This window comes from Steroidobacter flavus, from assembly GCF_042651805.1.
Classification (GTDB): Bacteria; Pseudomonadota; Gammaproteobacteria; order Steroidobacterales; family Steroidobacteraceae; genus Steroidobacter; species Steroidobacter flavus.
In genome coordinates, this window is the sequence record NZ_JBHSDU010000003.1 from 3,274,377 (window position 1) to 3,300,353 (window position 25,977).

Below are 25,977 nucleotides of genomic sequence, written 5' to 3' on the forward strand. Positions count from 1 at the left end.
ACTTCATGTGGCGACGGTGCAAGCGTTCGACGCTGTTGGCGGTGGTGTTGGCGTCGCTCATGCCCACCATATCGCTAGCCGTCCCCACCGCGGTATTCACTCAAGCATCGGCGCCAACCGGCACCGTCGCCATCGTCGGTGCCTCGGTCGTAAATGTTGAAGACGGCTCGACGATTCCCAATGCCGTCGTACTCATCGAAGGCGATCGCATCAAGGCCGTCGGGCCGGCAGCGGCCGTGAGCGTGCCAGCGGATGCGCAGAAGATCCGCATGGACGGCAAGTGGCTCGCGCCCGGTCTGTTGAACATGCACACGCATTTCGGCTTGAAATTACCGGGCCCCGCGGGCGCGGCGCTCGAGAACGAGACGGACATGCAGCTGGTGCTGCGCATGGCGGATAACGCGCGGCAGTCATTGTATGCAGGCGTGACGACGGTCCGTCTGGTCGGCGAAGAACACGGCAGCGATTTCGCGCTGAAAGCCGCCATCGACAACGGCACCGCACTCGGCCCTCGTATCCAAACAGCCGGTGAAATCATCGCGACCACGGGCGGTCACGGTTTTCTCGAAGCCGATGGGACCGCCGAGCTGGCGAAAGCGGTGCGCCAGCAGATCAAGAACGGGGCGACCTGGATCAAGGTCGCGATCTCCGGCGGCATCTCCGATTCTCACGGCAGCATCGCAGCGTCGACCATGACGCACGAGGAGATGCAAACAGTCATCGAGGTCGCGCATCGTAATGGCGTGAAGGTGACTGCTCACAACGGTTCGCCGGTCGCAGCGGATGAAGCGCTCGCGCTCGGCATCGATTGTTTCGAGCACGCATATCATTTGACAGAGAAACAACTGCGCACGATGCAAGCGAAAGGAACGTGGCTCGTGCCGACGGCGGTGGTGACGGACGAAGGTGCGATGGAGTTCTTTCGGAAGATCGGCTCGCCGCCGTGGTATTTGGAACGGGTGAAAAGCACGCGCGAGGATCATCTCAAGATGTTGCGGACTGCGGTGAAGCTCGGTGTGAACATCGCGCTCGGCACCGATCAATTTCCCTTTGAGCCGAACGCAGGAACGACAGCGACCGTGCGCGAGGCCGAGCTCTATGTGAGCGCCGGCATGACGCCGCTACAAGCATTGCAGGCCGGAACACTCAAGCCCGCGACGCTGCTCGGCATGGAAAAAGAAGTGGGCTCGCTCAAGCCCGGCCACTACGCGGACATCATCGCTGTGAATGCCAACCCCGCGCAGGACATCGCTGCATTGCGAACCCTCAGCTTCGTGATGAAAGGCGGACAGGTCGTGCGTCACGACGCACCGTTGCCGTGAACGCAACGTAATGTCGCGCGTAGGTCTATTGAACCGGCCTGGCATTGTTCTTAGCGTGTCAGCCTGCGCAGCTTAGAAGGTCAGAGTATGGACAGGCATTCGGTCCAGTGGCGGGGCTACATTCCGGCGATCACGACCCCGTTCACCGCCGACGGCGCGCTCGATCTCGATGCTCTGGATCGGTTGTTGGAATGGCTGCATCGGGAAGGAATGCACGGGATCATCGTCGGCGGCACGCAGGGCGAGTGGTGCACGATCGATCAGGCCGAGCGTCAGCAGCTGATGCAAGCGGTCGGTCGCAAGCTTAGCGGCAAGCTGCCGCTCATCGCCGGTTGTAGCGGCTATACGTCGCGCGAGGTCGCGGCGCACGCGAAGCTGGCCGCAGAAAATGGCTTCAACGGGATTCTGGTCACACCGCCGCCGTACATGGTGCCGACCGATCGTGAGATTCTCGAGTTCTATCGCGAAGTGAACGAGCAGGTGTCGTTGCCGATCTGCGTTTATAACTGGCCGCCGGGCACGAACGTGGATATGTCGCGCGACCTGTTACAACAGATCGCCGAGCTGTCGAACGTTGTCGCGATCAAGAACTCGACCGCCGATCTGCGCCGCTTCGTCGAGGTGTTCTTCGCGTTGAAGGACAAGGTACGCGTGTTCGGCGTGCCGATGAACGATCTGGGCATCTTGCTGGTTCAACAAGGCGCCGACGGCACGATGGGCGCGGGCGGCGTGCTCGGTCGCGAGCAGCCCGACTACTTCAACGCGATTTGGGATAACGATATCCCGCGCGCACATCGGCTCGGTGCTAGAAATGAACTGCTGATGCAAGCGTGGTTCAACGCCGACTACACGGGCCGCTTCGGCTCGGCGCAAGCGATTTTCAAGGCGGCGTTGAATGAGCTCGGACTGCCTGGCGGTTATCCGCGGCGCCCGTTATTGCCGCTCGAACCCGAGGGCGTGAGTGTCGTGAGACAAACATTGATTCAGCTCGGCAAGCTTGATGCATGAGGCCTCGGGGCTGAGCCGGCAGTGCGAGTCATTCTCAAAAAGTCCGGACCAGATTCGCGGCACTTGCTTTCGGTCGCTCTAGGAGAGTAAAAAGCACGGCGAAGGCCAACAGGGGAATAGCACCGGCTGCAATAAAGACTGGTGCGTAACCATAAGTATCGAGTGTCCAGCCGGTGGCCATGGTAAACACCATGCCACCGGCTCCGGCGCCCATCCCGCCCAGTCCAACTACTGAGCCGACCGAGTCGCGCGGAAAAGCATCGGCGCACAACGACATCATATTCGGCGCCCACAGCCCGAAGCCCAGCATCGCGGTGCTGATGCCGATAAAAATAATGGCGATGCCGAGATCGAATGCCGCGCTGATGCCGGCCGTCATCAACAACATTCCAATCAGCATCACCGTGAGTCGCGCGGAAAGTACGCTCATCCCTCGACGACACAACAGATCGGAAAACGCGCCGCCCAACACGATGCCCACGCCCTGCGCGGCGAACGGAATCCATGCGTACTTGCCGATGTCGGCGGCGGTGAAGCCAGCGCTGCGCGTGAGATATTCGGGAATCCAGAAGTAGTAGAACCAGACCCAGGGATCGGCGAGCACACGCGCGGCGATCACAGCCCAAACGTTACGTGAGCGCAGTAGCTGCAGATAGGGCGTGCGCTTGATCGGCTCTGCAGGCGCGCCCACGTCGCTGATATGACGCAGCTCCTCGTCGGTGACGGCCGAATGCGCGCGAGGCAGGCGATAGAGCCACAGCCAGGCCGCAAGCCACGCGAGGCCGACGAGCCCCGTGAGAACGAAGGCCCAGCGCCAGCCCAACGTGAGATTGATCCAGGCGACGATGGGCACGGAGATGACGAGGCCCGCGCTCACACCTGCGCTCCACAGTCCCGTCGCGAAGCCTCGCTCCTCGTGCGGAAACCATTCGGAAACGGCTTTGACGCAGGCGGACCAACTGCCTGCTTCTCCCACGCCGAGCAAGAAACGGCACACCGCGAACGACGCGACGCTATTGGCCAGCGCGTGCAGTCCCGCTGCGATCGACCACCACGCCATGATCAGAGCGAATCCGGGGCGCGTGCCGATGCGATCGATGAGCCAGCCCATGACCGGCTGCATGAACGTGTACGCGAGCAGGAACGCCGTGAGGATCGACGCATAGCCGGTGTTATTGATCTGCAGCTCATCGCGCAGCGTCGGCGCGAGCACAGTCAACACCTGGCGATCGACATAGCTGATCGCCGTGGCTGCGAACAGCAACAGCACGATCACCCAGCGAAAGTTGGGAATCTTTTTCACGGTGTCCGCGTCGCTCGACGACGTCGAGCGCGTGCGTGGTTTATCGACTGGTCGGCGCGATCAGGCTCTTCAAGTGCGCTTCGATCCTCAGCATCAATCGATACACGCCGTTCGGCACTTGCCGGCCGGTGCGCGTGATCAGGCTGATGCGCGTCGAGTTCATCACCGGGTTCTCGATCGGAATCGCGACCAGCTTGCCCTCGCTCAACTGCGGTTGCGCCAGGAACTCCGGCAGGAAGGTGAGGCCTCGACCGCACTTCGCAAAGTCTTTCAGCAACATCATCGAGTTGGCGATCAGGCCGGGCTCGAGGAAGATGCCCTCGGCGTGCTCGGCCTCGCGCACGATCTGACGGATGCGGAACGAATCTTCCGGCAGGCCGATGCTGTACTCCTTGAGATCGGCCAGCTTCACGCTCTTGCGACTGGCCAGGTCGTGCTTGGGATGCACGATGGCTTTCAACGGCTGCGACAACGTGAGACGTGCACGGACCTTCGGATCCTTGGGCACATCGAAGATCAGACCGAAGTGAGCCTCGTCTTCGCGCACCAGCGCGACGGCGTCGTTGCTGCCGCTCATCTTCACGCGCACCGTCAGTCCCGGAAACCGGCGCATGAAGTCCTGCAGGACTTCGCTGAACGAGTCGTTGATGAAGGCCTCGCCGACCGCGAGGTTGATGGTGCCGCTGCGAATACTGCGCAACTCGGCGACCCGCGACAGGAACACTTCTTCGTGAGCCTGCATCTCGCGATAATAAGCAAAGGCGGCATTGCCGGCCTCGGTCAGCTTGATCTTGCGGCGTCCGCCTTCGATCAACCGCATGCCCAGTTCCTTCTCGAGCGCGGCGATCTGCCGGCTGATGGACGAGGTCGCGACATTCAGCTCGTCGCTGGCCGCCCGCATCGTCCCGAGCCGCGCCGCCTCGTACAGATAGCGCAGTCGAATTTCCCCGTGCATGCGTTCCCCCGATAGTTGCAGCAAACGCAACGAAGTCGAGTCTATGTTGAGGTCGCATCCGGATTCAATCGAGTCCAGGATATTCTGACCCGGAAACCGGCTGGACGGTCAAAGGGTGGGGGACGGAGAACGATGACTCGCTTCGACGTGGTGGTGCTCGGTGGCGGCCTGGTAGGCTGCGCGGCCGCGTATTACCTCGCCAAGCGCGGTGCCCGTGTGCGGCTGGTCGAGCAAGGCGATCTTAATCGCGAAGCTTCCGGCCGCAACGCCGGGTCGCTGCATTTTCAACTCGAGTACCGGTTGATCCGCTACGGCGATGAGCTCGCCTCCCAATTCGCGCAGATCATTCCGTTGAGCCTGGTTGCGCTCGAGGATTGGCGTGGGCTCGAAGCGGAGTTGCAGGCCGATCTCGAAGTCGGAATGCACGGCGGTTTGATCGTGGCTGAGTCGGAGACTGATGTGGCCTTGCTGGAAAGGCGGCAAGCGTTGCAGGAGAAATGGGGACTCGGTTCTTCGTTGCTGTCAGCTTCGGAAGTGCGGCGGATCGCCCCGTATCTGGCGGAGAGCGTGATCGCCGCGGGCTACTTTCCGCACGAAGGTCATGCGAACCCTCGACTCGTGACGCCGGCGTTCGCTCGTCGCGCGGAGGCGTTGGGTGTCAGCATTCAAGCGCAGACGCGAGTGACGGCGCTTCTGCGCGATGGTGCGGAGTGGGTTGTTACGACGGTGGATCGTGCCGGGCAGACTCAGGATGTTGTTGCTGGGGCGGTGCTCAATGCGGCCGGCGCTTGGGCCGGAGAGATCGGGAGGCTTGTGCATCTACATTTGCCAATCTTCCCGGTGCCGTTGTCGATGAATGTCGTCGAGCGTGCCGCGCCTTTGATTCCTCATCTCGTGCAGCACGCGAGTCAGCGCTTGACGCTCAAGCAAGTTTCTTCTGGAAACATTCTGGTTGGGGGCGGTTGGCCGGGCCGCTTCGCGCGTGAGGGTTCGGCGATGACCACGCAGCGGCGTGCTGAACCGGTGATTGAAAATGTGATGGCGAATCTGTCGCTGGCTGCGCGGCTCGTGCCGGCGATCGGTGATTTGCGTTTGTTACGTTCGTGGACGGGGATCACCGGGATCACGACCGATCAGATGCCGCTGCTCGGCGCGGTGCCGGAGGCGCCGGGGCTCTTTGTTGCCGCGGGCGGCGCGGCGTTTACGCATGGGCCGACGTATGCGAGGTTGATCAGTGAGTTGATGTTGGAGGGGCGGGCGTCTGCGAGTATCGATTTATATAGCCCGGCGCGGTTCAGTCATATCAATAATTTCATGGCGTCGGTGTGAAGCATGAGTAAGCCCGCGAGCGATGCGACGTGCGAAGTCGCCATCGTCGGTGCCGGCCCGGCCGGCCTCGCTGCCGCCGCGCTGCTTCGAGAGCACGGCGTCGATGTGACTGTTGTTGATGAGCAGGCGCGTGCGGGTGGGTTGTACGGCAGCGTGCAAGTCGCGTTGCATGCGGTGAGCGAGCGGCAGGATATCGATTGGCGGTTTCAATCGACCGTGCTCGGAATTATGCGACCGTCGGCGTATCGAGTCCCGCGCGCTGATGCATTCAGCAGCCACGGCGAGAAACACGTCGCTGGCTCGGAACAGAGGCGTCGTGGTATCGGTTGCGTCGGCTCGGAACAGAGGCGTCGTGGTGTCGGTTGTGTCGGCTCGGAACAGAGTGGCGGCGGTGCGCATGAGCTGTGGATTCAGGGGCCGGCCGGCGCTTATTTGCTACGGGCTCGAGCCGTGCTGCTGGCGCCGGGTTGTTACGATCGTCCGCTGGCGTTTCCAGGGTGGACGTTGCCCGGCGTGATGGGTGCGGGCGCGATTCAAGGGCTCACCACCAATGGCTGGGTGCGGCCTAATGCCATGGATGGCGATGGCGAGGGCTTTTTACAGAGCGAGCCCTTGGTTTCGGGCAATCGTTTCCTGCTCGCGGGCAGTCATCCTTTGCAACTCGTCGTCGCGGATCGATTGCTGAGCGCGGGCGCTCGAGTCGCTGCGGTTGTTTTCACTCAGCGGAAGCAACAAGCGTGGCTCATGATGCGTCACCCGCTCGTGGCGTTTCGGCATCGTCGGCAGCTGCTCGAAATCTCTCATATCCTCGGCCGACTGCGTCGAGCCGGCGTGCCCGTGATCTTCGGTCACACCGTCGTGCGTGCTGACGGCACTGAAGCGGTAGAGCGTGCAACGGTCGCCGCAATCGATACAAACGGAGCGATCGATTCTCACAAAACCGCAGTTGTCGAATGCGATCGCATCGGCATCTGTCACGGCTTTCTCACCTCATCCGAGCTCGCGCGACAGGCGGGGGCTGAGATGCACTGGAAAGATCACGCCGGCGGCTGGCTCGCGTGCCATGACGAATGGCTCGAATCGAGTATCGAAGATTTGTTCGTGGCCGGCGAGATCACCGGCGTCGATGGCGCGGACGCGGCGCTAGAGAAAGGTCGCATCGCCGCGGTTGGCATCCTGCGCGCACTCGGTCGTGTGGACGACCATCGAGCTCACAACCTGGCGGCGTCGGCGAGGAAACGTTTGTCACGCCTGCAACGTTTCTCCGCAATCCTGCAGGAACTGGCTCGCCCGCCTGCGGGTCTCCAGTTACAAACAATGAGCGACGACACCATCGTGTGTCCCTGCGAGTCCATCAAACGAGGTGAACTCCGCCGGGCGCTGGCAGATAACAAACACACTCTGTCGGCGGATGGCGTGAAGTCACTAACCCGAGTCGGCATGGGCCTGTGCCAAGGCCGAATGTGCGGCGACAACGTCGCCCGAGTCATCGCCGAAGCGCGGGGCGTGCAACCCAACGACGTCGGTCCCTTCCAAGCGCAAGCGCCAGTGAAACCAGTGCCTCTCGCCGCATTCATGAGTCGGCCATGAATGCGCCCGATGCTCAACAGTCGAAGTACGCGAACAACAACCCGACAATCGTGCCCAGTGCAATCGAGCGACCGAAGGCGTTGAAGATCGCGCCGCTGATTTTCGTTGAGCGCCGACGTTGGCGGCCAAGGCAACGAACGGTCGCAATGATGCTGGTGGTGGCCATGGTGTGGTCGTTAGGCCGGGAGCGCGTCAGTGGCGCTCGTAGGCGTGTGGCCGAAAAGTAAACTCAGCGACAGCTGGCGATCGTAAACAATCACGTTAGCGACTTTCGACTTGCAGGCTCCCATGAAACGTAGCCCTTCAATCAACGCCACTTACTGGCCCCTTGCGCGGTGCGCATCACTGCCATCACTCGTCGTTGCCGGCTTGCTCGGCGTCGTGCTCGCCATCGGTGGGTTGGCCGGCTGTTCACGCAAGGAAGCCGCGCCGGTGGCAGCAGCGTCCGCGCCGTCAGCAGCGGCGGTCGCGCTCGAATCGCTGATCCAGGAATTCGCGAAGGTCGAAAGGCCGGAAGAGGACGAGATGGGTGGCTTGCTCGACGTCTCCGCCGCCGCGTTTCAACACGAGATCGACGTGCGGCGTCAGTTGCTGGAGAAGGTCCGGCAAGTGAGCAAGGATGGCCTGTCGCTCGACGAGGATATCGACCGGCGCTTGATGATCGGCTTGCTGGACTCATCGATCCACACCGCCGAAGCCCGTCGCATCTGGGAGAACGATCCAGCCCTATACGTGCCCGCGCCCGAGATCGGTCGGGGCCTCGAGCCGACGGCGCCCGGCACGCCGCAGGAGCGCGCCACATCACTGGTCGCCGTACTCAAGGACGTGCCGACGAGGCTCGATCACGCTCGGCGCAATCTGAAAACGCCGTCGCGCAGCTTCACCGAGTCGGCGATCTTCAAGACCGAAGGCACGATCAAACTGCTGCGCGAGAGTGCGCCGACGCTCGCCGCGCAGGCCGGCGATGCTAAAGAATCGTTGAATGCCTCGACGAAAACCGCATTGTCAGCACTCGATGATTATTTGAAGTTTCTAAAGGATGACCTGCTGCCGCGATCGACCGGTTCCTGGGTGTTCGGCAAAGAGAACTACGACTACGTTCTCCAGCACCGCTGGATGATGGACACCGATGCCGATGCCATCCTGGCCCGCGGCCAGAAGGCGTTCGAGGAAACGGAAGCACTGGCGCAGGAGGTCGCGAAACGGATCGATCCCAAGGCCAGGCACTGGACCGAGGTCTACGAGAAGCTCAAGGACGATCATCCGCCCGCCGACGGAATCAAGCAGGCCTATCAAGCAAAGATCGATGGCGCCAGAGCATTCGTGATCGAGAAGCGCATCGTCACGCTGCCGCCCGGCGAGCGGGTGATCACCATCGATACGCCGCCGGCCATGCGACGCTCGTCGCCGTTCGGGACGTTTCAGTCGGTCGATGCGTTCGGCAGCGAGCTGGAAGGCAAGCTGGTGCTCACGCCCATCGAAGACTGGATGACGCCGAAGCAACGTGAGGATCGGCTGCGGTCGCATCACACGGCGTGGATTCCGATCATCGCCGTCCATGAGGCGTATCCGGGGCATCACGTCGAGGGCCTGAAGCGCCAGCAGAACTCGCGATTGCTTCGAAAGATCGTGCACGAGTCCATCATGTCCGAGGGGTGGGGCTTGTTCACCGAAGAGATGATGTTCGAGCAGGGCTTCCTGCAAGGCGACGACGTGCGACTCACTCAGCTGCGCAATCGCTTGTGGCGCGCGGCGCGCGTGATTCTCGATGTGAGCTTGCATACGGGGCGCATGAGCTTCGATGACGCAGTGACGTTTCTTTCGGAGAAGGTGCGCTTCGATCGTTATGCCGCCGGACTCGACGTGGGCATGTACATCGAGCGGCCGACGTATGTGCTTGGCTATCTCATCGGTATGCAGGAGATCGAACAGATCCGTGCCGATTACATCAAGCAATACGGTGAGCTGAATCCGCCGAATGAGTTCTATGATCGATTGTTGGGCGTCGGGGCCATTCCGCCCGCGCTGGTGCGCGAATCCTTGTTCGCACAGGGAAAGTTGCCTCGTTAGCGATACCAACGCCGCCACCCCCTTTCCCCCCGGCCCCTGTCTCTGGCATGCTGACAACGTTGTCACCTTGAGCGACAGCGTCGGACCATCCGGGGGATAGAGAATGAATTCCAATAGCGGCCAGCAGCCGAGCTACCTGCCTGCACTGGTGGTGCTGACCTCCCTGTTCTTCATGTGGGGGTTCATCACCTCGCTGAACGACATCCTGATTCCGCACCTGAAGGCCATTTTCACGTTGAGCTACGTGCAGGCCATGCTGATTCAGTTCAGCTTCTTCGGCGCGTACTTCGTGATGTCGGTGCCCTCGGGCTATCTGGTCGAACGGCTCGGCTATCGACGGGGCATCATCATCGGGCTGTCGACGGCGGGTATCGCTTGTCTGGGCTTCTACCCGGCGGCGTCGATGCAGTCGTATCCGCTGTTCCTGGCGGCGTTGTTTGTATTGGCCTCGGGCATCACGCTGCTCCAGGTCGCCGCGAATCCCTACGTCACCATTCTCGGCCCGAGCGAAACGGCCGCGAGCCGCTTGAATCTGACGCAAGCGTTCAATTCCCTGGGCACGACGGTCGGCCCGTTCCTCGGCTCGATGTTCATCTTGTCAGCGTCGGTGAGCGCCGGCGCGGCGGTGGATACGGCGAAGGAGATTCAGACGGTGCAAGGGCCGTATCTGGTGCTCGCCGGCCTGCTGTTCCTGATCGCCATCGTGTTCTCGCAGTTCAAGCTGCCGGTGGTGAAGGGCACGGATGCGACCACCGCGGCTGGCGACGATCACAACGTGCCGAGCGTCTGGAAACACTCGCACCTGGTGCTCGGCGCGGTCGCCATCTTCACTTACGTCGGCGCGGAAGTGGCGATCGGCAGCTTGCTGGTGAATTTCATGTCCCAACCCGACGTGGGCGGACTGAGCGAGAAGACCGCCGGCGGCTATCTGTCGCTGTACTGGGGCGGTGCCATGGTGGGTCGTTTCATCGGCGCGGTCGTGCTTCGTAAGATCAAGCCCGGTCACGTGCTTGCGTTCAACGCCGCCTGCGCCATCGCGTTGTTGCTGATCGCGATGAGCCTGTCGGGCAAGGTGGCGATGTGGGCGGTGCTCGCCATCGGTCTGTTCAACTCCATCATGTTCCCGACCATCTTCACGCTCGGCCTGGCCAAGCTGGGTCGTCACACCGGCGAGGGCTCGGGCGTGCTGTGCATGGCTATCGTGGGCGGCGCCATCGTGCCGGTGATTCAGGGCTACTTCGCCGACACCGTCGGTCTGCTCTCGTCGTTCTTCGTGCCCGCGATCTGCTACGCCTACATCGTGTTCTACGGACTGAAGGGGCACGTGGTCCGCAGCGTTCCCGATGCGGAGATTTCGGCAGGAGGGGCCCGCGCCAATATGTGACGCTGCTCGCAGGCCTGACAAATCCTTTGCGATGCCGACGCTTCTGGAGACAGGTAACCGGTTGATCTGAGTAGCGGGCTCCGGGGCCCGCGTGAGAGACTGCCGCCGCGAAGAAAATCCCGCACGGGCAATTCATGACGGATGGCAACTGGCACCGCGTAGCAGGACGCACGCAGCAGCGAGGATTCATCGACGGCGCACTACCGATGCTGGTGAAGCGTGCGGTGGTCGCGCAAGCTGTTCTCATTCTTGCGGCACTTTGGAGCTATGCCACCTGGCGGGTCTATAGCGACAAGGCCGAAACCCTCGAATCCGCCCGACACGAGCTGCGAGCTGTCGCGGCCGGCATGTATGTTCATTTGCAGGCGGTCCTGAACGATAGCCTCGGCGCGGCGCGGACCGCAGCTCAGGCCATCGATGCCAATGGCGGGTTGAGCGAAATCCCGTCGCAGACCGCCGCTCAATTGCTGGCTCGTGAGTTGAGCAGCGGCGAGTACGTCCGCGGTCTGTTCGTGCTCGCGCCGAATAAATTCGTGGCTGCCGTCCGCAATCGCGAAGTGCAGATGCTCGATGCGCCGCCGTCCTGGGTGCAGGCCGCGATAGACGAGACGCGCGGGGTGTTCATCGGCAAGACCATCGAAGATCCCATCGAATCCAGTCAGCGCGCATTTCCCATCGCAGTTCGTACCATCGACAGCTCGGGCGCGACGGTGTGGGCGGGCGCGTTGCTCGGCGTCGATGCGCTCGATCAGTTGTACGAGACGATGGCGATCCGCGGCGGGGCATTGAGCGTGACGTCCACCGCCGGCGATCTGTTGTTACGCGTGCCGATGCCGACGATGGCGCTCAAAGGTCAGATCAACGTTCGTAACAGCGACGTTTATCGCGGCAGTGTCGACTTGGCGGAGGAGGGCGGATTTGTCGAATCGCCCAGTCCGTTCGCGAGCGGCACCTGGATCTATGCGATTCGACGGCTCGGCGGCTATCGGCTGGCCGTGTCGGCGAGCCGCGAGAAAGAAGTTATTTTGCAGCAATGGCACGATCGCACGCGCGGCTTGACCATCGTGCTGGCCGGCATTTCTGTTTTGTTTATTGCGTTGACCGTGTTGCTCCGGCATTTCATCAACCGGCTCGAGAAAGCGAACACCAATCTCGGTCAGCTCAATGCCGAGCTGGAGAGTCGCGTGACGGCGCGCACCACCGAGCTGCAGGAGGCAAACCAGCAACTGGCACTGACGAATGAAGAGCTGGAAGCATTCACTGCATCGGCCTCTCACGATCTGCGCTCGCCGCTGGGGACGATTGCCGGTCAGGCCGGGCTGCTCAGAGACGATCTGGGCGGCGTGATGACCGATGTGATCACGCAACGGATCGATCGTATTCAATCGAACGTCACGCGCTCGTCCGAAATCATCGATGGCTTGCTATCGCTGGCGCGCGTGTCGCGTCAGGAGCTGTTGAACGAGCGCGTCGATATTTCCACGCTGGCTCGTAACATCGTCGAGGATCTGCGTCAGCAGTATCCGAGGCACCGGGTCGAGTGCTTGATCGAGTCGAACTTGATGGTCAACGCCGATCCACGCTTGATGAAGAGCCTGCTGGGCAATTTGCTGGGCAACGCCTGGAAGTACACCAGCCGCACGCCGCATGCGCGGGTCGAAGTGAGCTGCACGCAAGCCACCGGCGGCATCGTGTTCTCGGTGCGTGACAACGGTGCCGGCTTCGACATGTCACGTTCGCAGCGCTTGTTCGAGCCGTTCCAGCGATTGCACAGCTCCGCCGAATTCCCCGGCGTCGGCATCGGTCTGGCCATCGTCGCCCGCATCGTGCGTCGCTATGGCGGGAAAATCACCGTCGATAGCGAGCCCGGTCGCGGCACCATCTTCCGCTTCACCCTGCCGGCCGCGGCGGTGACCAACAAAGAGTGAGGGTCGGGTGATAAGGTGAGGCTCCCGTTCATGGAGCCGGTCTTTGCTGAATCCCGCTACTTCGCGTCTGCGTATCGTCGGCATCGGCGGGACCACCAAGGCCGGATCGTCGACCGAGAAGGCGCTGGTCGCCTGTCTCGCGGCGGCCGAGCGGTTGGGCGCGCAAGTGCAGGTGATTCCCGGGACGGCGCTCGCCTGCCTGCCGCTGTATTCCCCGGAAGAAACCCTGCGGACCCCGGAGCAACTGCGGTTCGTCGATACGGTTCGGCAGGCGGACGGCCTGATTCTCGCGACCCCGGCATATCACGCCGGCATGTCCGGGCTGCTGAAGAATGCCATCGATCTGCTCGAAGACCTGCGCGACGAGCCCCGGCCGTATCTGGATGGCCGGGCAGTCGGCTGCATCGTGACGGCATATGGCTGGCAGGGTGCCGGGACGACGCTGACCTCCGTGCGCACCATCGTGCATGCCCTGCGCGGCTGGCCGACTCCGCTCGGGATCACCCTGAATACCGCGGTTCCGCTGTTCGATGCGGCCGGCTTATGTATGGATGAGCGGACCCAGACCCAGTTCGAGATGCTCGCGGCGCAAGTCGTGGGCTTCGCGTCGCGATTCGCCGCATAAATTTCCTGATAGCCCCGTTCGGACGATTAAAGGTTTATCAGCTAGTTCGGGGCCTCCGAGCCTCGGGTTACTCTTATAGGCCTTGCTCACGGATAGTGAATTCAATGTCATACCGACGTTCCCGCCCTCCCGCCCCGTCGCAGTGGGCCTTGTGCGCGATGCTTGTGATCGCCGCCGCGGGGTGCTCGCGTCAGCCGGCCGGGCCGGGTAAGGCGGTCGGGCCGCAGATCATCGATGTGGAAACCGCCGCCGCGACCATTCAGCCGCTCGGCGTCGAGATCGAGGCGGTGGGCACGGCTCGCGCCAACGAGTCGGTCGAAGTGACCTCCAAAGCGTCCAACACCGTCACCGCGATTCGTTTCGAGGAAGGCGATCGGGTCCGCAAAGGCGCCATCCTGGTCGAGCTCAATGGCGACGAAGCCCGCGCCGCGTTGGCGGAAGCCGAAGCCGCGCTCGCCGAAAGTCAGAACAACTTCAAGCGCAGTCGCGATCTGTATGCGCAGCAGGCGTTGTCGGTGTCGCAGCTCGATCTGATCGAGTCGACGTTGAAAGCCAATCAAGCACGCGTCGATGTGGCGAAGGCGCGTCTGGCGGACACCATCATTCGCGCCAGCTTCGACGGCAAGACCGGTTTTCGCCGGGTGAGTCTCGGCAGCCTGGTCAGCCCGGGCACAGTGATCACCACGCTCGATGACACGTCGGTCATCAAGCTCGACTTCACGGTCGCTGAAACTTATTTGTATGCATTGGAGAAAGGCCTGCCGGTGACCGCGGCCACCGCCGGTCTGCCGGGGCGCGAGTTCAAAGGTAAGGTCAGTCAGATCGATTCGCGCGTCGATCCGGTGAGTCGTTCCATCGCTGTGCGCGCCGAGTTGCCGAACCCCAAGGGCGATCTGCGGCCGGGCATGTTCATGACCGTGAAGCTGCAGGGCGAAGTCGCGCCCGCGTTGCTGGTGCCGGAAAACGCCATCGTGCCGGAGCAGGGTCATACGTTTGTCTTCGTGGTCGAGAACGGCGAGGCAACGCGTCGCGCGGTGAAGCTTGGCAAGCGTCGTCCGGGCGTGGTCGAGGTCGTCGACGGTTTGAAGGAACATGAGCGCGTAGTGGTCGAAGGAACGCAGAACCTGCGCGATGGCGGCCCGGTGCGCGAGCAAGGCGCGCCGGCCGAGCAGCAGAAAGCGAGCTCCTGAAGTCATGAAGCTGTCCGAGCTGTCGGTGCGCCGTCCGGTCTTCGCGACCGTCATCAGTCTGCTGCTGATCATTTTCGGTCTGGTGTCGCTGCAGCGCCTGGCGGTGCGTGAATATCCGGACATCGATCGCCCGGTGGTCTCGATCACCACGACCTACACGGGCGCCTCCTCCGCCGTCATCGAAACCAAGATCACCCAAGTCATCGAGGACTCGATTGCCGGCATCGAGGGCATTCTCAAAATCGAATCCGACAGCGAGGACGAGCGCTCGTCGGTGCGCATCGAGTTCGACGTCGATCGTGACATCGACGGCGCGACCAACGACGTGCGCGATCGCGTGGCGCGCGTGCTGGGCAACTTGCCGGAAGAGGCCGATCCGCCGGAAGTGTTGAAGGCCGACGCCAGCGCCGATCCGATCATGTACATCCTGCTCAGCTCGGAAAACCTGTCGGTGCTCGAGCTCAACGACTATGCCGAGCGCAATCTGATCGATCGGCTGTCGACGGTGCCGGGCGTGGCGCGCGTTTCCATCAACGGTGGCGGTCGTTATTCGATGCGAATCTGGCTGGATCGTCAGGCGCTGGCCGCCCGTGGGCTGACGGTGACCGATATCGAAGACGCACTCCGTCGTGAGAACGTCGAATTGCCGGCGGGTCGTATCGAGTCGAAGACGCGCGAGTTCACCTTGCGCACGCTGGTCGGATTGCAGAGCGAACAAGACTTTCGCGACCTTGTGATCTCGCGCGGATCCGACGGTCACCTCATCCGCCTGGGCGAAGTGGCCAACGTGCAGCTGGCATCTGAGAACGATCGCTCGACCGCTCGCTTCGACGGTCAGGCGGGCGTGTCGATGGGCGTGGAAGCGCAGTCGAAAGCGAACACGCTGGACATCGTGCGCGGGGTGCGCGCGGAAATCGACAAGCTGCAGGAGACGCTGCCTCGCGGCTCGAAGCTGCAGGTCGGTGTCGACAACGGCATCGCCATCGAAGCGGCGCTGCGTGAAGTGATCATTGCAGTCGTGTTCGCGCTGATCTCCGTGCTCGCCGTGATCTATGCGTTCCTCGGCAGCTTGCGAGCGACGTTGATTCCGGCGGTGACCATTCCTGTGTCCATCGTCGCATCGTTCACGGTGATGTATGCGATGGGCTATTCGGTGAACGTGCTGACACTGCTGGGCTTGGTGCTGGCCATCGGCTTGGTGGTGGACGACGCCATTGTTGTGCTCGAGAACGTGCATCGACGCACGGAAATGGGTGAGCCGCCGTTGGTTGCTTCGGTGACCGGCAGTCGCGAGATCGGCTTCGCGGTCATCGCGACGACGCTGACGCTCGCGGCCGTGTTCATTCCTATTTCCTTCCTGCCCGGCGACATCGGACGGTTGTTCAGCGAGTTCGGATTTACGCTCGCGGCTTCGGTGCTGTTCTCGGCACTGGTTGCGTTGACGCTGACGCCGATGCTCGCCTCGAAGCTGCCCGAGTCCGAGATGCATCGGAACCGGTTCGCGCAGATGGTGGATCGTTTCTTCCGCAGGCTGGCCGAGGTCTATGACAAGCGCTTGCGCTCGTTGATTCGTCGGCCCTGGCTGGTGATGGGCATGGTCGGCGCGCTGGTCGTGCTCGGAGCGCTGACATTCCGCTCTGTGCCGTCGGAGTTCACGCCAACCGCCGACGTGGGGCGCGTCAGCGTGACCATCGAAGCACCGGAAGGCACGAGCTTCGATCACATGTATCAATACGGTCTGAAGCTCGAAGCCATCGCGCTCAAAGAGCAGCAGGCGCATGGCGATATCGCTCACGTGCTGTTGCGTGTGCCTGGCGGTCAGGGTGGCGGTCCGGCTCGCACCGGCGACGTGAACTCCGCGCGTGTCGCAATGATGTTGGTCGACTGGCACGATCGTCAGCGCTCGGCAGCGCAAATCGCCGAAGCGGTCGTCAAAGAAGCGCAGAAGGCCATGCCTGGCGTGCGTGCTATGGCGAATCAGCAGGGCAGCCTGGGTCGACGCGGCTCGGGGCGTCCGTTCGAAGCGGTGCTCGGCGGACCCGACTATGAAACGTTGGCGAAGTGGTCGAACCACATGATGGATATGGCGCGGCAGAATCCGGGCCTGCGCAACCTCGACGCCAGTTACAAAGAGCGCAAGCCACAGATCCGCGTCTCAGTGGATCGGAGTCGTGCAGCGGAATTGGGTGTGTCGCTGGAGACGGTCGGTCGGACGCTGGAGACCGTGCTGGGCTCGCGCATCGTGACGACGTATGTGGATCGCGGTCGTGAATACAACGTCATTCTGCAAGCGGCCGACGAAGCACGCGAGACCATCACCGATCTCACCAACATTCGGGTGCGCTCGACTCGTGGCGACGCGTTGATTCCGCTCTCCAACGTTGTGCATCTCGAAGAGACGGCGGGCGCGGTGCAGTTGCCGCGTTTCAATCGTCTGCGTTCGGTGGAAGTTCGTGCCGATCTCGCGCCGGGCTACACCATGGGCGAAGCCATTCAATGGTTCCAGGAGACCGCGGCGCGCGAGTTGCCGGAAGCGACGGTGATGTGGGACGGCGAGTCCGGTGAATACATGCGCGCCGGGCAGCAGATGTATCTCACGTTCTTCTTCGCGCTGGCCATTGTGTTCCTCGTGCTCGCGGCGCAGTTCGAAAGCTTCGTGCATCCGGCCATCATCATGGTCACGGTGCCGCTGGCGTTGTTGGGCGCGGTGTTCGGGCTGAAGCTGTATGGCGCGACCATCAATATCTTCAGTCAGATCGCGGTGATCATGCTCATCGGTATCGCCGCCAAGAACGGCGTGCTGATCGTCGAGTTCGCCAATCAGCTTCGCGACCAGGGCGTGGAGTTCATGGAGGCCGTCGTGAAGGCCGCCGAGACGCGCTTGCGACCGGTATTGATGACCAGCTTGTGTACGGCGTTCGGCGCGTTGCCGTTGTTGTTCGCGACGGGCGCCGGCTCCGAGCAGCGCATTCCCATCGGCATCGTGGTGTTCTACGGCACGATCGTTTCAGTGTTCCTGACGCTGTTCGCGGTGCCGGCGGTGTATTCGGTGTTTGCGCGCCGGACCAAGTCGCCCGAGCACGTCAGCCGCATTCTCGACAAGATGCTCGGCGAGCACACGCCGCCGAGCGAGCAGCAGGGCGACCGCTCACCCGCCGCGCATTAAGCCTTCGAACATTGCACCAGCAGCGTCGCGGCTTGCAGAAACGTCTCGCGTGCCGTCTTGGCGTCCTGCGCCTTCGCGATCAATTCTTCGTAACGTTCGATGGAGCGGTGGTAGACCGTGGTCGCGTTGTTGGCGAAAACCATAGCGATATTGGCGAGGAACTGCGAGCGGTCCGCAGCTATCATGCGCGCATGAGCACGCCGACCGCCGAGTTCTGCCAGCGTCAGAGTGACGGCCTCTATGTCATCGACACCGGTTTCGTCCGGCCGCGTTTCGATGCCGCTTTTTTGATCGTCGATAATGGCCGCGCCGCTTATATCGACACCGGCCCCAACAACGCAGTGCCGAGATTGCTGGCCGCGCTGGAATCGATCGGGCTCGAGCGCAGCGCTGTCGATTACGTCATTCCGACGCACGTGCATCTGGATCATGCCGGCGGAGTAGGGCTGCTGATGAGCGAGCTGCCCAACGCGAAAATGTTGATTCATCCGCGCGGCGCGCGTCACCTGGTCGATCCGACGGCACTGATGGAAGGTGTGCGCGCGGTGTATGGCGTCGAAGTGGCCAATCGCGATTACGGCGAGTTGGTGCCGGTGCCTGAAGACAGAGTCATGACTTCCGCTGAAGGCATGGTCGTGAATGTGGGCAAGCGGCCGCTGCGGTTCATGGACACGCCCGGTCACGCCCGACATCACCACTGTATCTGGGACGAAGCGACTCGCGGCTGGTTCACGGGCGACACCTTCGGCATCGTTTATCCCGAGCTGCACACGCCGAACGGTCCCTACATTGTGCCAGCGACTGCACCGGTGCAGTTCGACCAGGAGGCTCTGCACGAATCGGTCGGGCGGTTACTGGCGGAGCGACCGGCGCTGATGTACCTGACGCACTTCGGCGCCGTGGCCCATCCAGAACAGTTGTCAGTGCAATTCCTATCTCAGGTGGATGAAATGGTTGTTGCGGCCCGCGCGCTGGCGCTGGTGCCGAATCGTCACGAACAGCTGAAGCGCGCGTTCGCCGAAATCTACATTGCCGAGCTACGGCGCTCGGGCTCGACCCTGCCGGAATCTTTCCTACGCGACATGCTCGCCGCCGACCTGGAATTGAACGCCCAAGGCCTGGGCGCCTGGCTCAGCAAACATTAATTTGTAGGAAAAGACTTTCGTCGGCGGCAATTCAGGATTCGCCTAAAAGCAAACGCCTTGGTTTCGTGATGTATTGCACTGAACGTCGCAATGCGGCTCACGCATCCTGCGCACGCCCCTTCCCCTCGAGATCGAACATGTCCGCAGAATTGATGCCCATTCTCGCCTTCATCTCAGGCGCCATGGTCGCCGCGATTTTGTCGTCGCTGACCGTTTCCCGTGCCGTCAAAGAGCAGCAGGAAATCTTGAAACGAGGCCAGGTCGCCCATGGCCGCATCCTGCACATCTGGCGCCCCAAGCTGCGGGGTGCCTTCGCCCGCATCTACTTCGAGTTCGAGCCGAACGGCGCGGACACCGTGCGCGGTTGCCATATCGACCGGCGCCCGGCCGACGAAATGCGGGCGTCGCTGCCGGCGGTGGGCACGACAGTGGCCGTGCGTTATTTGCCCGACCAGCCCAAGCAGGCGGTGATTGCCCGCCTGGTGTCCCGTTTTACCGACTAAAACGCCAACCAACACGGAACCAACCGTCCCGCCCCCTCATTTCGTCGTCGATAGTGGTTACGACGCCCCGGAGGAGGGACTATGGGTATTCTCGTTTGGTTGATCGTCGGTGGCGTGTGTGGCTGGCTGGCCAGCATCATCATGCGCACCGATGCCCAGCAGGGCATTCTGTTGAACGTGATCGTCGGCATCGTCGGCGCGTTGCTGGCGGGCTTCATCATTTCGCCGATGGTCGGGGTTGGCACGATCAACGAAGGCATCTCGCTCGCCACCTTCCTGGTGTCGTTGCTGGGTGCGGTGATCCTGCTCGCGATCGTCAATCTGTTCCGTCGAGGCAGCGTGCGCTGAAACGCAGCTGACGTTGGAATGAAAAAGGGCCGGACGGTGTCCGGCCCTTTTTTTTATCTACGCAGAACGGGTGCGGTTACTTGCCGCGATAACGCTCGAACCACGCCAGGATGGCGCTGGCCTTCGCTGCCGACTGCGACGGCCGGGCGGTGAAGCCGCCATGCGATGCGCCGGGCACCTTCACCAATCCCGTTGGCACGCCCGCCAGTTGCAGCGCCTGGTAGTACTGCTCAGAGTCGCTGAGCGGTGTCCGGAAATCCTGGTCGCCCACGACCACCAGCGTCGGCGTCTTCACCGAGCCGACCAGCGACAGCGGCGAGCGCGCCCAGTAACCCTGCGGATCTTCCCAAGGCGTCTTGCCGAACCAGTACTTGGTCATGAACGCACTGCCGTCAGTCGTAAGCACCAGGCTGGTCCAGTTGATCACCGGCTTCTGCGAAGCCGCCGCTTTGAAACGGTTGGTCTTGCCGACGATCCACGCCGTCAACACACCGCCGCCCGAGCCGCCCGTGACGAACAAGTTATTGGGGTCGACGAAGCCCTGCGCGATCGCGGCGTCGACGCAGCTGATCAAATCGTCGTAATCGTTCCCCGGATACTTGTGATGAATCAGATTCGCGAACTCGTCGCCGTACGACGTTGAGCCACGCGGATTGGTGTACAGCACGACGTAGCCCGCCGCGGCATACAGCTGATTGTCCGTCGAGAACACCGGGCCGTACGCGGAGAACGGTCCGCCGTGGATTTCGAGAATCAGGGGATATTTCTTGTTGCGATCGAAGTTCGGCGGTAACACCAGCCAGGCATCGACCGGGCGCTGATCGAACGAGGACTTCACGTCCAGGTGTTGCACCTGGCCCAGCGTCTTGCCGGCCAGCGAGCCTTCGTTGAGATCGGTGAGTTGTTTGGTCCGACCGCCGCGGGAAATGGAAATATCCGACGGCCGTGCGCCGGAGCCGCTGGTGAAGGCAATCGTGCCGTCATTCGCGACGGTGAAGTCACCGCCGGTGTAGGGACGATCGAGGCCGCCGCCGGTCAAGCCTTGAGCCACCGGTGTGAGTTTGCCATTGAGCGCCACACGAGCCACCTTCGTCACGGCCTTGTCGTCATAACGAACGTAGAGATCGCGGCCGTTCGGCGCCCACTGCACGTCATCGATGGATCGATCCAGCGATGCGGTCAGCGAGCGCGGATTGCTGCCGTCGGCATTCATCACATACAGCTCGACGTTCTGGTAACCCATGAACTTATCTTCGAAGCTGAGATACGCGATGGTCTTGCCGTCCGGGGAGACGCGAGCGGACTCGTCCGGGCCGGGGCGGTTGGTCAGTTGCGTGATCTGGCCGTCGGCCAGCGCGATACGGTACAGCTCGGTGTTCACCGGCTCGCGACGCCAGTTCTCATTACGATTGCCGGTGACGACCAGATAACTGCCATCCGGCGCCCAGGAGAGCGGGCCGCCCTCGTTGAACGCGCCGAACGTGAGTTGACGAGGCGTGCCACCGTCGGCGGCGACCACATAGACGTGCGTGTAACCGGGCTTGAGATAGCCAGCACCGTCGGCCCGGTAGGTGATATCGGTGATCACTTCCAGCGGCGGCGCCCATTGCGCGTTCTCCGGCTTCGGCGGCGCTTCGCCCAGCGGTTTCTTTTCGTCCGGCGCGAACATGGTGAATGCAATCCACTTGCCGTCGGGCGACCAGGTCAGCGCATCCGGCGCGTCCAGCAGCTCGGCGAGCTTGGCCGTCTGGCCGGTTTGCATCCAACGCACGAACAACTGAGGCCGGCCATCTTCGGCCGTGGACACATAGGCCAGGCGATCGCCCTTGGGCGACCAGCGCGGCGAATTATGCGAGCCGGCGCCTGCGACCACCGGCGTCTGCGTGCCGCTCTCGGTGTCGGCCAGCCAGATCGAAGTGCGACCCCGATCGGTCATGATGTCGAACGAATGCCGCGCGTAGGCGACCGCCCGACCGTCTGGACGGATTTGTGGATCGCTGGCGAACTGCAGCCCGAACAGGTCGCTTCCCTGGAAGATTTTATTGGGCGCGTCCGGCGGATCCGCGAGCACGGTCGTGAGCGGCGTGGCGGTGACCAGGAGCGCAACGAGCAGCCTCAATTGCATACATCCCTCTGTAGGTGCTGGAAAAACGGGCCGGTACGCTAACGTCCCTGAGCGTGAGCGTCCAGTCTGAATGGAACATCCCGGCATTATTGCGACTGTGGCGGGCTGCCCGATCCCGCGCTTTAATGAAACCGGAGTTTGCCAGTCGTCGAACTCCCGCTATTGCAATGGGAGGAAAGGGCGCGGTGGCATCGAGCCCGGAGACTTTTGTGCCTGTATCGACGGCCGAGCTGTCGTGGCGTGTGCTCGGCTTCGTCAATGGGCTGCGGCTGCTCGCCTCGTCATCGCTCGCGGTTTTATTCGTCTCGATCATGCCCGAGACCTTCGGGCAACTGGATCCCGCGCTGTTCGCTGGCGCGGCGACTGCCTATTTCCTGTATGCAGTGATCTCGGTCAGCAGCATCCGGCGGCGCTCGCCGGATATCGTGCTGCAGACATGGACCGGTGTATTCGCCGACGTGCTGGTGCTGTCGCTGCTCACCTATGCCAGCGGCGGTGTGAACGGCGGCATCGCGGCGCTGGTGGTGCTGTCCATCGGCGCGGCCAGTTTCATCCTGCGCCGGCGGCTGGCGATGGCGATTGCGGTGGCGGCCGCGCTCGCCATGCTCGTTCAGCCCATCATCTCGATGCTCGCCAACGTCGATGCGACCAACGAGTTCACGACCGCGGCGATCTCCGGCGCATTGACCATCGTTATCGCGCTCGGCATCTCGCAGCTGGCGAGAATCATGCGTCAGAACGAGGAGATCAATCGGCAACGCGAAGCCACCAACATCGAGCTCACCGAATTGCAGCGGACGCTCTCCGAGCACTTGCGCGAAGGCGTGCTCATCGTGGATGGCGAGAACAAAGTCTCGATGATCAGCGATACCGCCGCGACCTTGCTCCAGGGTGGCAGCGTGGCCGAAGGCCAGACGTTGAGCGATGTTTCTTCGCGGCTCGCGAACCTGCTGGATACCTGGCGCCGTTACTTTTGCGACGAGGGCCGCAGTACGCCGACCATGATGGGCTTCGACGGCGAGCGTCGCTTGCAACTGAAGTTCGTCTCGCTCGACAACAGCACTCAAGGGCCGGCGCTGATCTTCGTCGAAGACAAGTCGCGCATGGCGGCGTGGATGCCCGCGTCGATGGTGCCTGCGACAGTGCAAGTGAATCAGGTGCCCGCGCCGCGTGAGCCGGTGCCGCGTCCGGCTGCGCCACCGCCTGCACCGGTTCGTAATCAGAGCGCTCGGGGAGAAGTTGCGCGCGAGCGTGCGTTCGAAAGTCCATACGCAGCCGGCGCGTTGCGTGAGCCCTCTTATGAGAGTGGCCAATATGCCGGTGCGTTGTCGCCGGCGAGTGCACTACGCACGAGCGAGCCGCGCGGCAATCCGTTTGAAGAGTCGTCGTATCGAGAGGGTCAGCGTCGTCAGAGTCCGCCGCCGCCGAACAAGGAGGAACCGTATCGAGCCAACACTCTGCGAGAAAACATCGCGCGACAAAACACCTTCCGTGCCGCGCTTCAAGAAGTCTCTCCTTGGGAAAATCCACCCAAGCCGGCGCCGCCACCGCCGCCGGCCGCTGTTGCTCCCGCCGCCACGGCGGCTCAACCCCGTCGACCACAGCAACCGACTCGACAGCAGCCTCCCGCGAGTCAGCAGCCACCGACGCGTCCGCCGGGGAACATGCTCACAAACAACGATCCGCGTCTGCGAATCATCATTGGCAATGCGCTGCAGTTCGGGAAACGGGAGTCGATTCGGTTGGAACGGGTCGACCTGGCGTCGTGGACCAAGGAGTTCCTCACCGAGTTCTGGCAGACCCAGGACATCGACGCCGATACTTTGCGACTGAGCGCGCCGCGCGAGAACGTGCCGGTGCGTGCCGATCCGGCTCATCTGCACAAGCTGCTGTGGACGCTGTGTAACGATCTGCTGAAGTACGGGCGCGCCACCAACGCCTACGATCCGGTGGAGATTCGCGTCGGTCGCAGTGCCACCACGCAGCGTCGTTATCTCGACGTGATCGATCGCGGCTCGGCCGTCGGCCCGGTCGATTCCAAGCGCGTGTTCGAGCCCTTCCTGTCGGCGGGCAGGGCGGGCACGGGCATTTCGATGTTTGTGTCGCGCGAGCTGTCGCCCGGCGTTCGCTCCGGTGCCAACAACGATCCGCGCCCTGGCGGCGGGGTCGTGTTCAGGTTGGTGTTCGCCGACGCGCCCGCGCCCAAGCCCGTCGAAGGCGAACAAGAATAGTTATACTGCTCGCATCCCCTGATCGGAGAGGTCGATGCGGATGGGTTGCGCGGCGCTCGCGAGCGTCTGCTTGGGATTGGCATTGACGGCGAGCGCGCAAAGTAACAGCGACTTCAACTGCGCATCGACTCGTGCCAATGAGAATCGTCCGGCCGTCGTTGCGACGACCTTGGGCGAGACACCTGCGCTCGTTCGCATCCCCGCCAGGATCACTCATTCGCCGATCGTGCTCTGGCACGGCTTCGGTCCACCCGCAAGCGAGCAGGCTTTGATGGAGGCGTTGCCGCTCGACGACGTGCCGGCGGTGAAGGTCTATCTCGGCTTGCCGATGTTTGGCTCGCGTGCGCCGGCCGGAGGTGCGAAGGAGTTGGCACGCCGGCAGCAACAGGATCTGGCGACTTTGGTGTTCGAGCCGGCGGTGCTGGGCGCGGCTAAAGAATTGTCTGCGGTGGTTCGCGCGCTCGAGGAACATGGTTGTTTGAAGCGCCGCGAGCGCATCGGGCTGTTTGGGTTCTCGGCCGGTGGCGCGGCGGTGTTATATGCGCTCGCCGAACGAGATGTGCCGATCGCATCGGCCGTAACGTTGAATGCGTCAACGGGCTTGAGCGCGTCGGTCAAGGCGTATGAGCGTGCCACTAAAGGGTCATACTCGTGGACCGACGAGGCGCGTACACTCGCGCTGCGCTCGGATGCGGCGGGTCGCGCGAAGGACATTGTCAAAGGTCACCCGCCGCCGGCATTACTCATCATTCACGGTAACGATGACGCAATGCTGACGCCCGAGGTTGCCAGCACGTTGCATCGGGCATTACAGCCTCTCTATTACGAGGCGGAGGCGGCGCAAAGCCTGCAACTCCTCCTGGTGCCGGGAATGGCGCACGGCTGGACGAACCCAGGGACCTTGGAGGCAATGCGCGGCGCGATCGGTACGTGGTTTGGCAAATATACGGGGTCTTCATGCGAGTCAGTCGGATTGCGTTGTTGATGGTGGCGCTGGCGGTGCAGCCGGTGCAGTCGTGGGCCGAAGGTGGCGTGGTCGATTACATCGAAGCCAAGCAAGTCACCAATCCGCCGCCGACGACGGCGCTGAATGCGTTCGACCGTTTCGAGATCGCGCCGATCGCGATGGGCGATCCGTACGCCGGTCAGCCGGCGAACGAGCAGGCCAAGGAGCGCTTGCAGGCCAACCTCGACGAGCGGGTGCCGCCGTTGTTGAACGAGTTCAGCGGCAAGCCGGCGAAGAACGATCCGCCGCGCGTGCTTCGCATCGAGCCGACCATCCGTCACGTGAAGTTCATCAGCACCAAGGCGCGTCTGTGGGCCGGTGCGTTCGCCGGTGGCACGGCCGTGCTCATGACGGTGAAGATGAGCGACGCCGCGACCGGCGAAGTGATCGCCGAGCCGGAGTTCTATCAGCACGCCAACGCGTTCGGCGCCGCCTATTCGTTCGGTGCCACCGACAAGGCCATGCTGGTTCGCGTCGCCGATCTGGTGACCAATTATTTGAAGTCGAACTACAGCGCGGCTGTGGGCGGCCCGACCGGTAAGGATGACAAGCCGGCCGACGAGAAGAAAGGAAAGAAGGGCAAGTCCAAGGACAGCGACAAGGCTGAGGAGTCCACTGATCAGCAGTCGGCGCAGTAGCAAGTCGCGCGGCTCCGGCAAACGCCGAGGCTGGCGCTTATCGAAGCTTCTTCCGAGCGCAGCCACCCGCAAGCGGTGGCTGCGCATTTTCCGTTCAGCGCCGCTGACCTT

General features: G+C 62.6%; 21 protein-coding genes. 17 read left to right on the forward strand and 4 right to left on the reverse strand.

The window, feature by feature from the left end; genetic code table 11:
- Window positions 1–5: 5 nt before the first annotated feature.
- Both ACFPN2_RS19915 and ACFPN2_RS19920 read left to right on the forward strand, forming a co-directional pair.
- A complete protein-coding gene (locus tag ACFPN2_RS19915) occupies window positions 6–1,322 on the forward strand; it encodes an amidohydrolase family protein (protein ID WP_380599658.1) in 1,317 nt (438 codons plus the stop codon).
- An 87-nt stretch (window positions 1,323–1,409) separates the two neighbouring features.
- The gene (locus tag ACFPN2_RS19920; RefSeq protein ID WP_380599660.1) at window positions 1,410–2,330 is read left to right on the forward strand and encodes a dihydrodipicolinate synthase family protein; all 921 of its coding nucleotides are present in this window, start codon (window positions 1,410–1,412) and stop codon (window positions 2,328–2,330) included.
- A gap of 34 nt (window positions 2,331–2,364) precedes the next feature.
- On the opposite strand, the gene ACFPN2_RS19925 is transcribed toward ACFPN2_RS19920, so the two are convergent.
- Window positions 2,365–3,633 carry an MFS transporter gene (locus tag ACFPN2_RS19925; RefSeq protein WP_380599662.1) on the reverse strand — a complete coding sequence of 423 codons (1,269 nt, stop codon included), beginning with the start codon at window positions 3,631–3,633 and terminating at the stop codon, window positions 2,365–2,367.
- A 40-nt stretch (window positions 3,634–3,673) separates the two neighbouring features.
- On the reverse strand, window positions 3,674–4,588 hold the full coding sequence (locus ACFPN2_RS19930; RefSeq protein ID WP_380599664.1) for a LysR family transcriptional regulator: 915 nt from the start codon (window positions 4,586–4,588) through the stop codon (window positions 3,674–3,676).
- Between the two features lie 132 nt (window positions 4,589–4,720).
- Here ACFPN2_RS19930 and ACFPN2_RS19935 point away from each other — a divergent pair, with 132 nt between their 5' ends.
- The 9 genes from ACFPN2_RS19935 to ACFPN2_RS19975 all read left to right on the forward strand — a co-directional run bounded on the left by ACFPN2_RS19935 (window position 4,721) and on the right by ACFPN2_RS19975 (window position 17,870).
- Entirely contained in the window at window positions 4,721–5,917 is a 1,197-nt protein-coding gene (locus ACFPN2_RS19935) for an NAD(P)/FAD-dependent oxidoreductase (RefSeq protein WP_380599666.1), read from the forward strand.
- A 3-nt stretch (window positions 5,918–5,920) separates the two neighbouring features.
- A complete protein-coding gene (locus tag ACFPN2_RS19940; RefSeq protein WP_380599668.1) occupies window positions 5,921–7,507 on the forward strand; it encodes an FAD-dependent oxidoreductase in 1,587 nt (528 codons plus the stop codon).
- The gene (locus ACFPN2_RS19945; protein WP_380599670.1) at window positions 7,504–7,734 is read left to right on the forward strand and encodes a hypothetical protein; all 231 of its coding nucleotides are present in this window, start codon (window positions 7,504–7,506) and stop codon (window positions 7,732–7,734) included. The genes ACFPN2_RS19940 and ACFPN2_RS19945 overlap by 4 nt, the downstream gene beginning before the upstream one ends.
- A gap of 61 nt (window positions 7,735–7,795) precedes the next feature.
- Window positions 7,796–9,577 carry a DUF885 domain-containing protein gene (locus tag ACFPN2_RS19950; RefSeq protein ID WP_380599672.1) on the forward strand — a complete coding sequence of 594 codons (1,782 nt, stop codon included), beginning with the start codon at window positions 7,796–7,798 and terminating at the stop codon, window positions 9,575–9,577.
- A gap of 103 nt (window positions 9,578–9,680) precedes the next feature.
- Window positions 9,681–10,961 carry a sugar MFS transporter gene (locus ACFPN2_RS19955; RefSeq protein ID WP_380599674.1) on the forward strand — a complete coding sequence of 427 codons (1,281 nt, stop codon included), beginning with the start codon at window positions 9,681–9,683 and terminating at the stop codon, window positions 10,959–10,961.
- A 134-nt stretch (window positions 10,962–11,095) separates the two neighbouring features.
- Window positions 11,096–12,889, forward strand: coding sequence for a sensor histidine kinase (locus tag ACFPN2_RS19960; protein ID WP_380599676.1), 1,794 nt, complete (start codon window positions 11,096–11,098; stop codon window positions 12,887–12,889).
- A gap of 43 nt (window positions 12,890–12,932) precedes the next feature.
- Window positions 12,933–13,514: an NADPH-dependent FMN reductase gene (locus ACFPN2_RS19965; RefSeq protein WP_380599678.1), complete on the forward strand. Its 582-nt coding sequence runs from the start codon at window positions 12,933–12,935 to the stop codon at window positions 13,512–13,514.
- A 158-nt stretch (window positions 13,515–13,672) separates the two neighbouring features.
- A complete protein-coding gene (locus ACFPN2_RS19970) occupies window positions 13,673–14,704 on the forward strand; it encodes an efflux RND transporter periplasmic adaptor subunit (RefSeq protein ID WP_380599680.1) in 1,032 nt (343 codons plus the stop codon).
- A 4-nt stretch (window positions 14,705–14,708) separates the two neighbouring features.
- Window positions 14,709–17,870: an efflux RND transporter permease subunit gene (locus tag ACFPN2_RS19975; RefSeq protein ID WP_380599682.1), complete on the forward strand. Its 3,162-nt coding sequence runs from the start codon at window positions 14,709–14,711 to the stop codon at window positions 17,868–17,870.
- On the opposite strand, the gene ACFPN2_RS19980 is transcribed toward ACFPN2_RS19975, so the two are convergent.
- A complete protein-coding gene (locus ACFPN2_RS19980) occupies window positions 17,867–18,013 on the reverse strand; it encodes a hypothetical protein (protein WP_380599684.1) in 147 nt (48 codons plus the stop codon). The two genes, ACFPN2_RS19975 and ACFPN2_RS19980, sit on opposite strands and share 4 nt — an antisense overlap.
- 48 nt (window positions 18,014–18,061) lie before the next feature.
- Here ACFPN2_RS19980 and ACFPN2_RS19985 point away from each other — a divergent pair, with 48 nt between their 5' ends.
- From ACFPN2_RS19985 to ACFPN2_RS19995, 3 genes are all read left to right on the forward strand, one after another.
- The gene (locus ACFPN2_RS19985) at window positions 18,062–19,015 is read left to right on the forward strand and encodes an MBL fold metallo-hydrolase (RefSeq protein ID WP_380599686.1); all 954 of its coding nucleotides are present in this window, start codon (window positions 18,062–18,064) and stop codon (window positions 19,013–19,015) included.
- A 137-nt stretch (window positions 19,016–19,152) separates the two neighbouring features.
- A complete protein-coding gene (locus ACFPN2_RS19990) occupies window positions 19,153–19,518 on the forward strand; it encodes a DUF3592 domain-containing protein (RefSeq protein WP_380599688.1) in 366 nt (121 codons plus the stop codon).
- Between the two features lie 81 nt (window positions 19,519–19,599).
- Window positions 19,600–19,866 (forward strand): GlsB/YeaQ/YmgE family stress response membrane protein, encoded by a 267-nt coding sequence (locus ACFPN2_RS19995; protein WP_129776924.1) that lies wholly within the window; start codon window positions 19,600–19,602, stop codon window positions 19,864–19,866.
- 76 nt (window positions 19,867–19,942) lie between these two features.
- Here the strand turns inward: ACFPN2_RS19995 and ACFPN2_RS20000 are convergent, their stop codons facing one another.
- Complete coding sequence (locus tag ACFPN2_RS20000) at window positions 19,943–21,991, reverse strand: prolyl oligopeptidase family serine peptidase (protein WP_380599690.1); 2,049 nt, start codon at window positions 21,989–21,991, stop codon at window positions 19,943–19,945.
- A gap of 209 nt (window positions 21,992–22,200) precedes the next feature.
- On the opposite strand from ACFPN2_RS20000, the gene ACFPN2_RS20005 reads away from it, so the two are divergent.
- The 3 genes from ACFPN2_RS20005 to ACFPN2_RS20015 are packed head-to-tail and all read left to right on the forward strand — an operon-like array spanning window position 22,201 to window position 25,866.
- Window positions 22,201–24,222, forward strand: coding sequence for an ATP-binding protein (locus tag ACFPN2_RS20005; protein WP_380599692.1), 2,022 nt, complete (start codon window positions 22,201–22,203; stop codon window positions 24,220–24,222).
- Between the two features lie 34 nt (window positions 24,223–24,256).
- The gene (locus ACFPN2_RS20010; protein ID WP_380599694.1) at window positions 24,257–25,207 is read left to right on the forward strand and encodes an alpha/beta hydrolase family protein; all 951 of its coding nucleotides are present in this window, start codon (window positions 24,257–24,259) and stop codon (window positions 25,205–25,207) included.
- Window positions 25,180–25,866, forward strand: coding sequence for a hypothetical protein (locus ACFPN2_RS20015; RefSeq protein WP_380599696.1), 687 nt, complete (start codon window positions 25,180–25,182; stop codon window positions 25,864–25,866). The genes ACFPN2_RS20010 and ACFPN2_RS20015 overlap by 28 nt, the downstream gene beginning before the upstream one ends.
- Window positions 25,867–25,977: the final 111 nt, after the last annotated feature.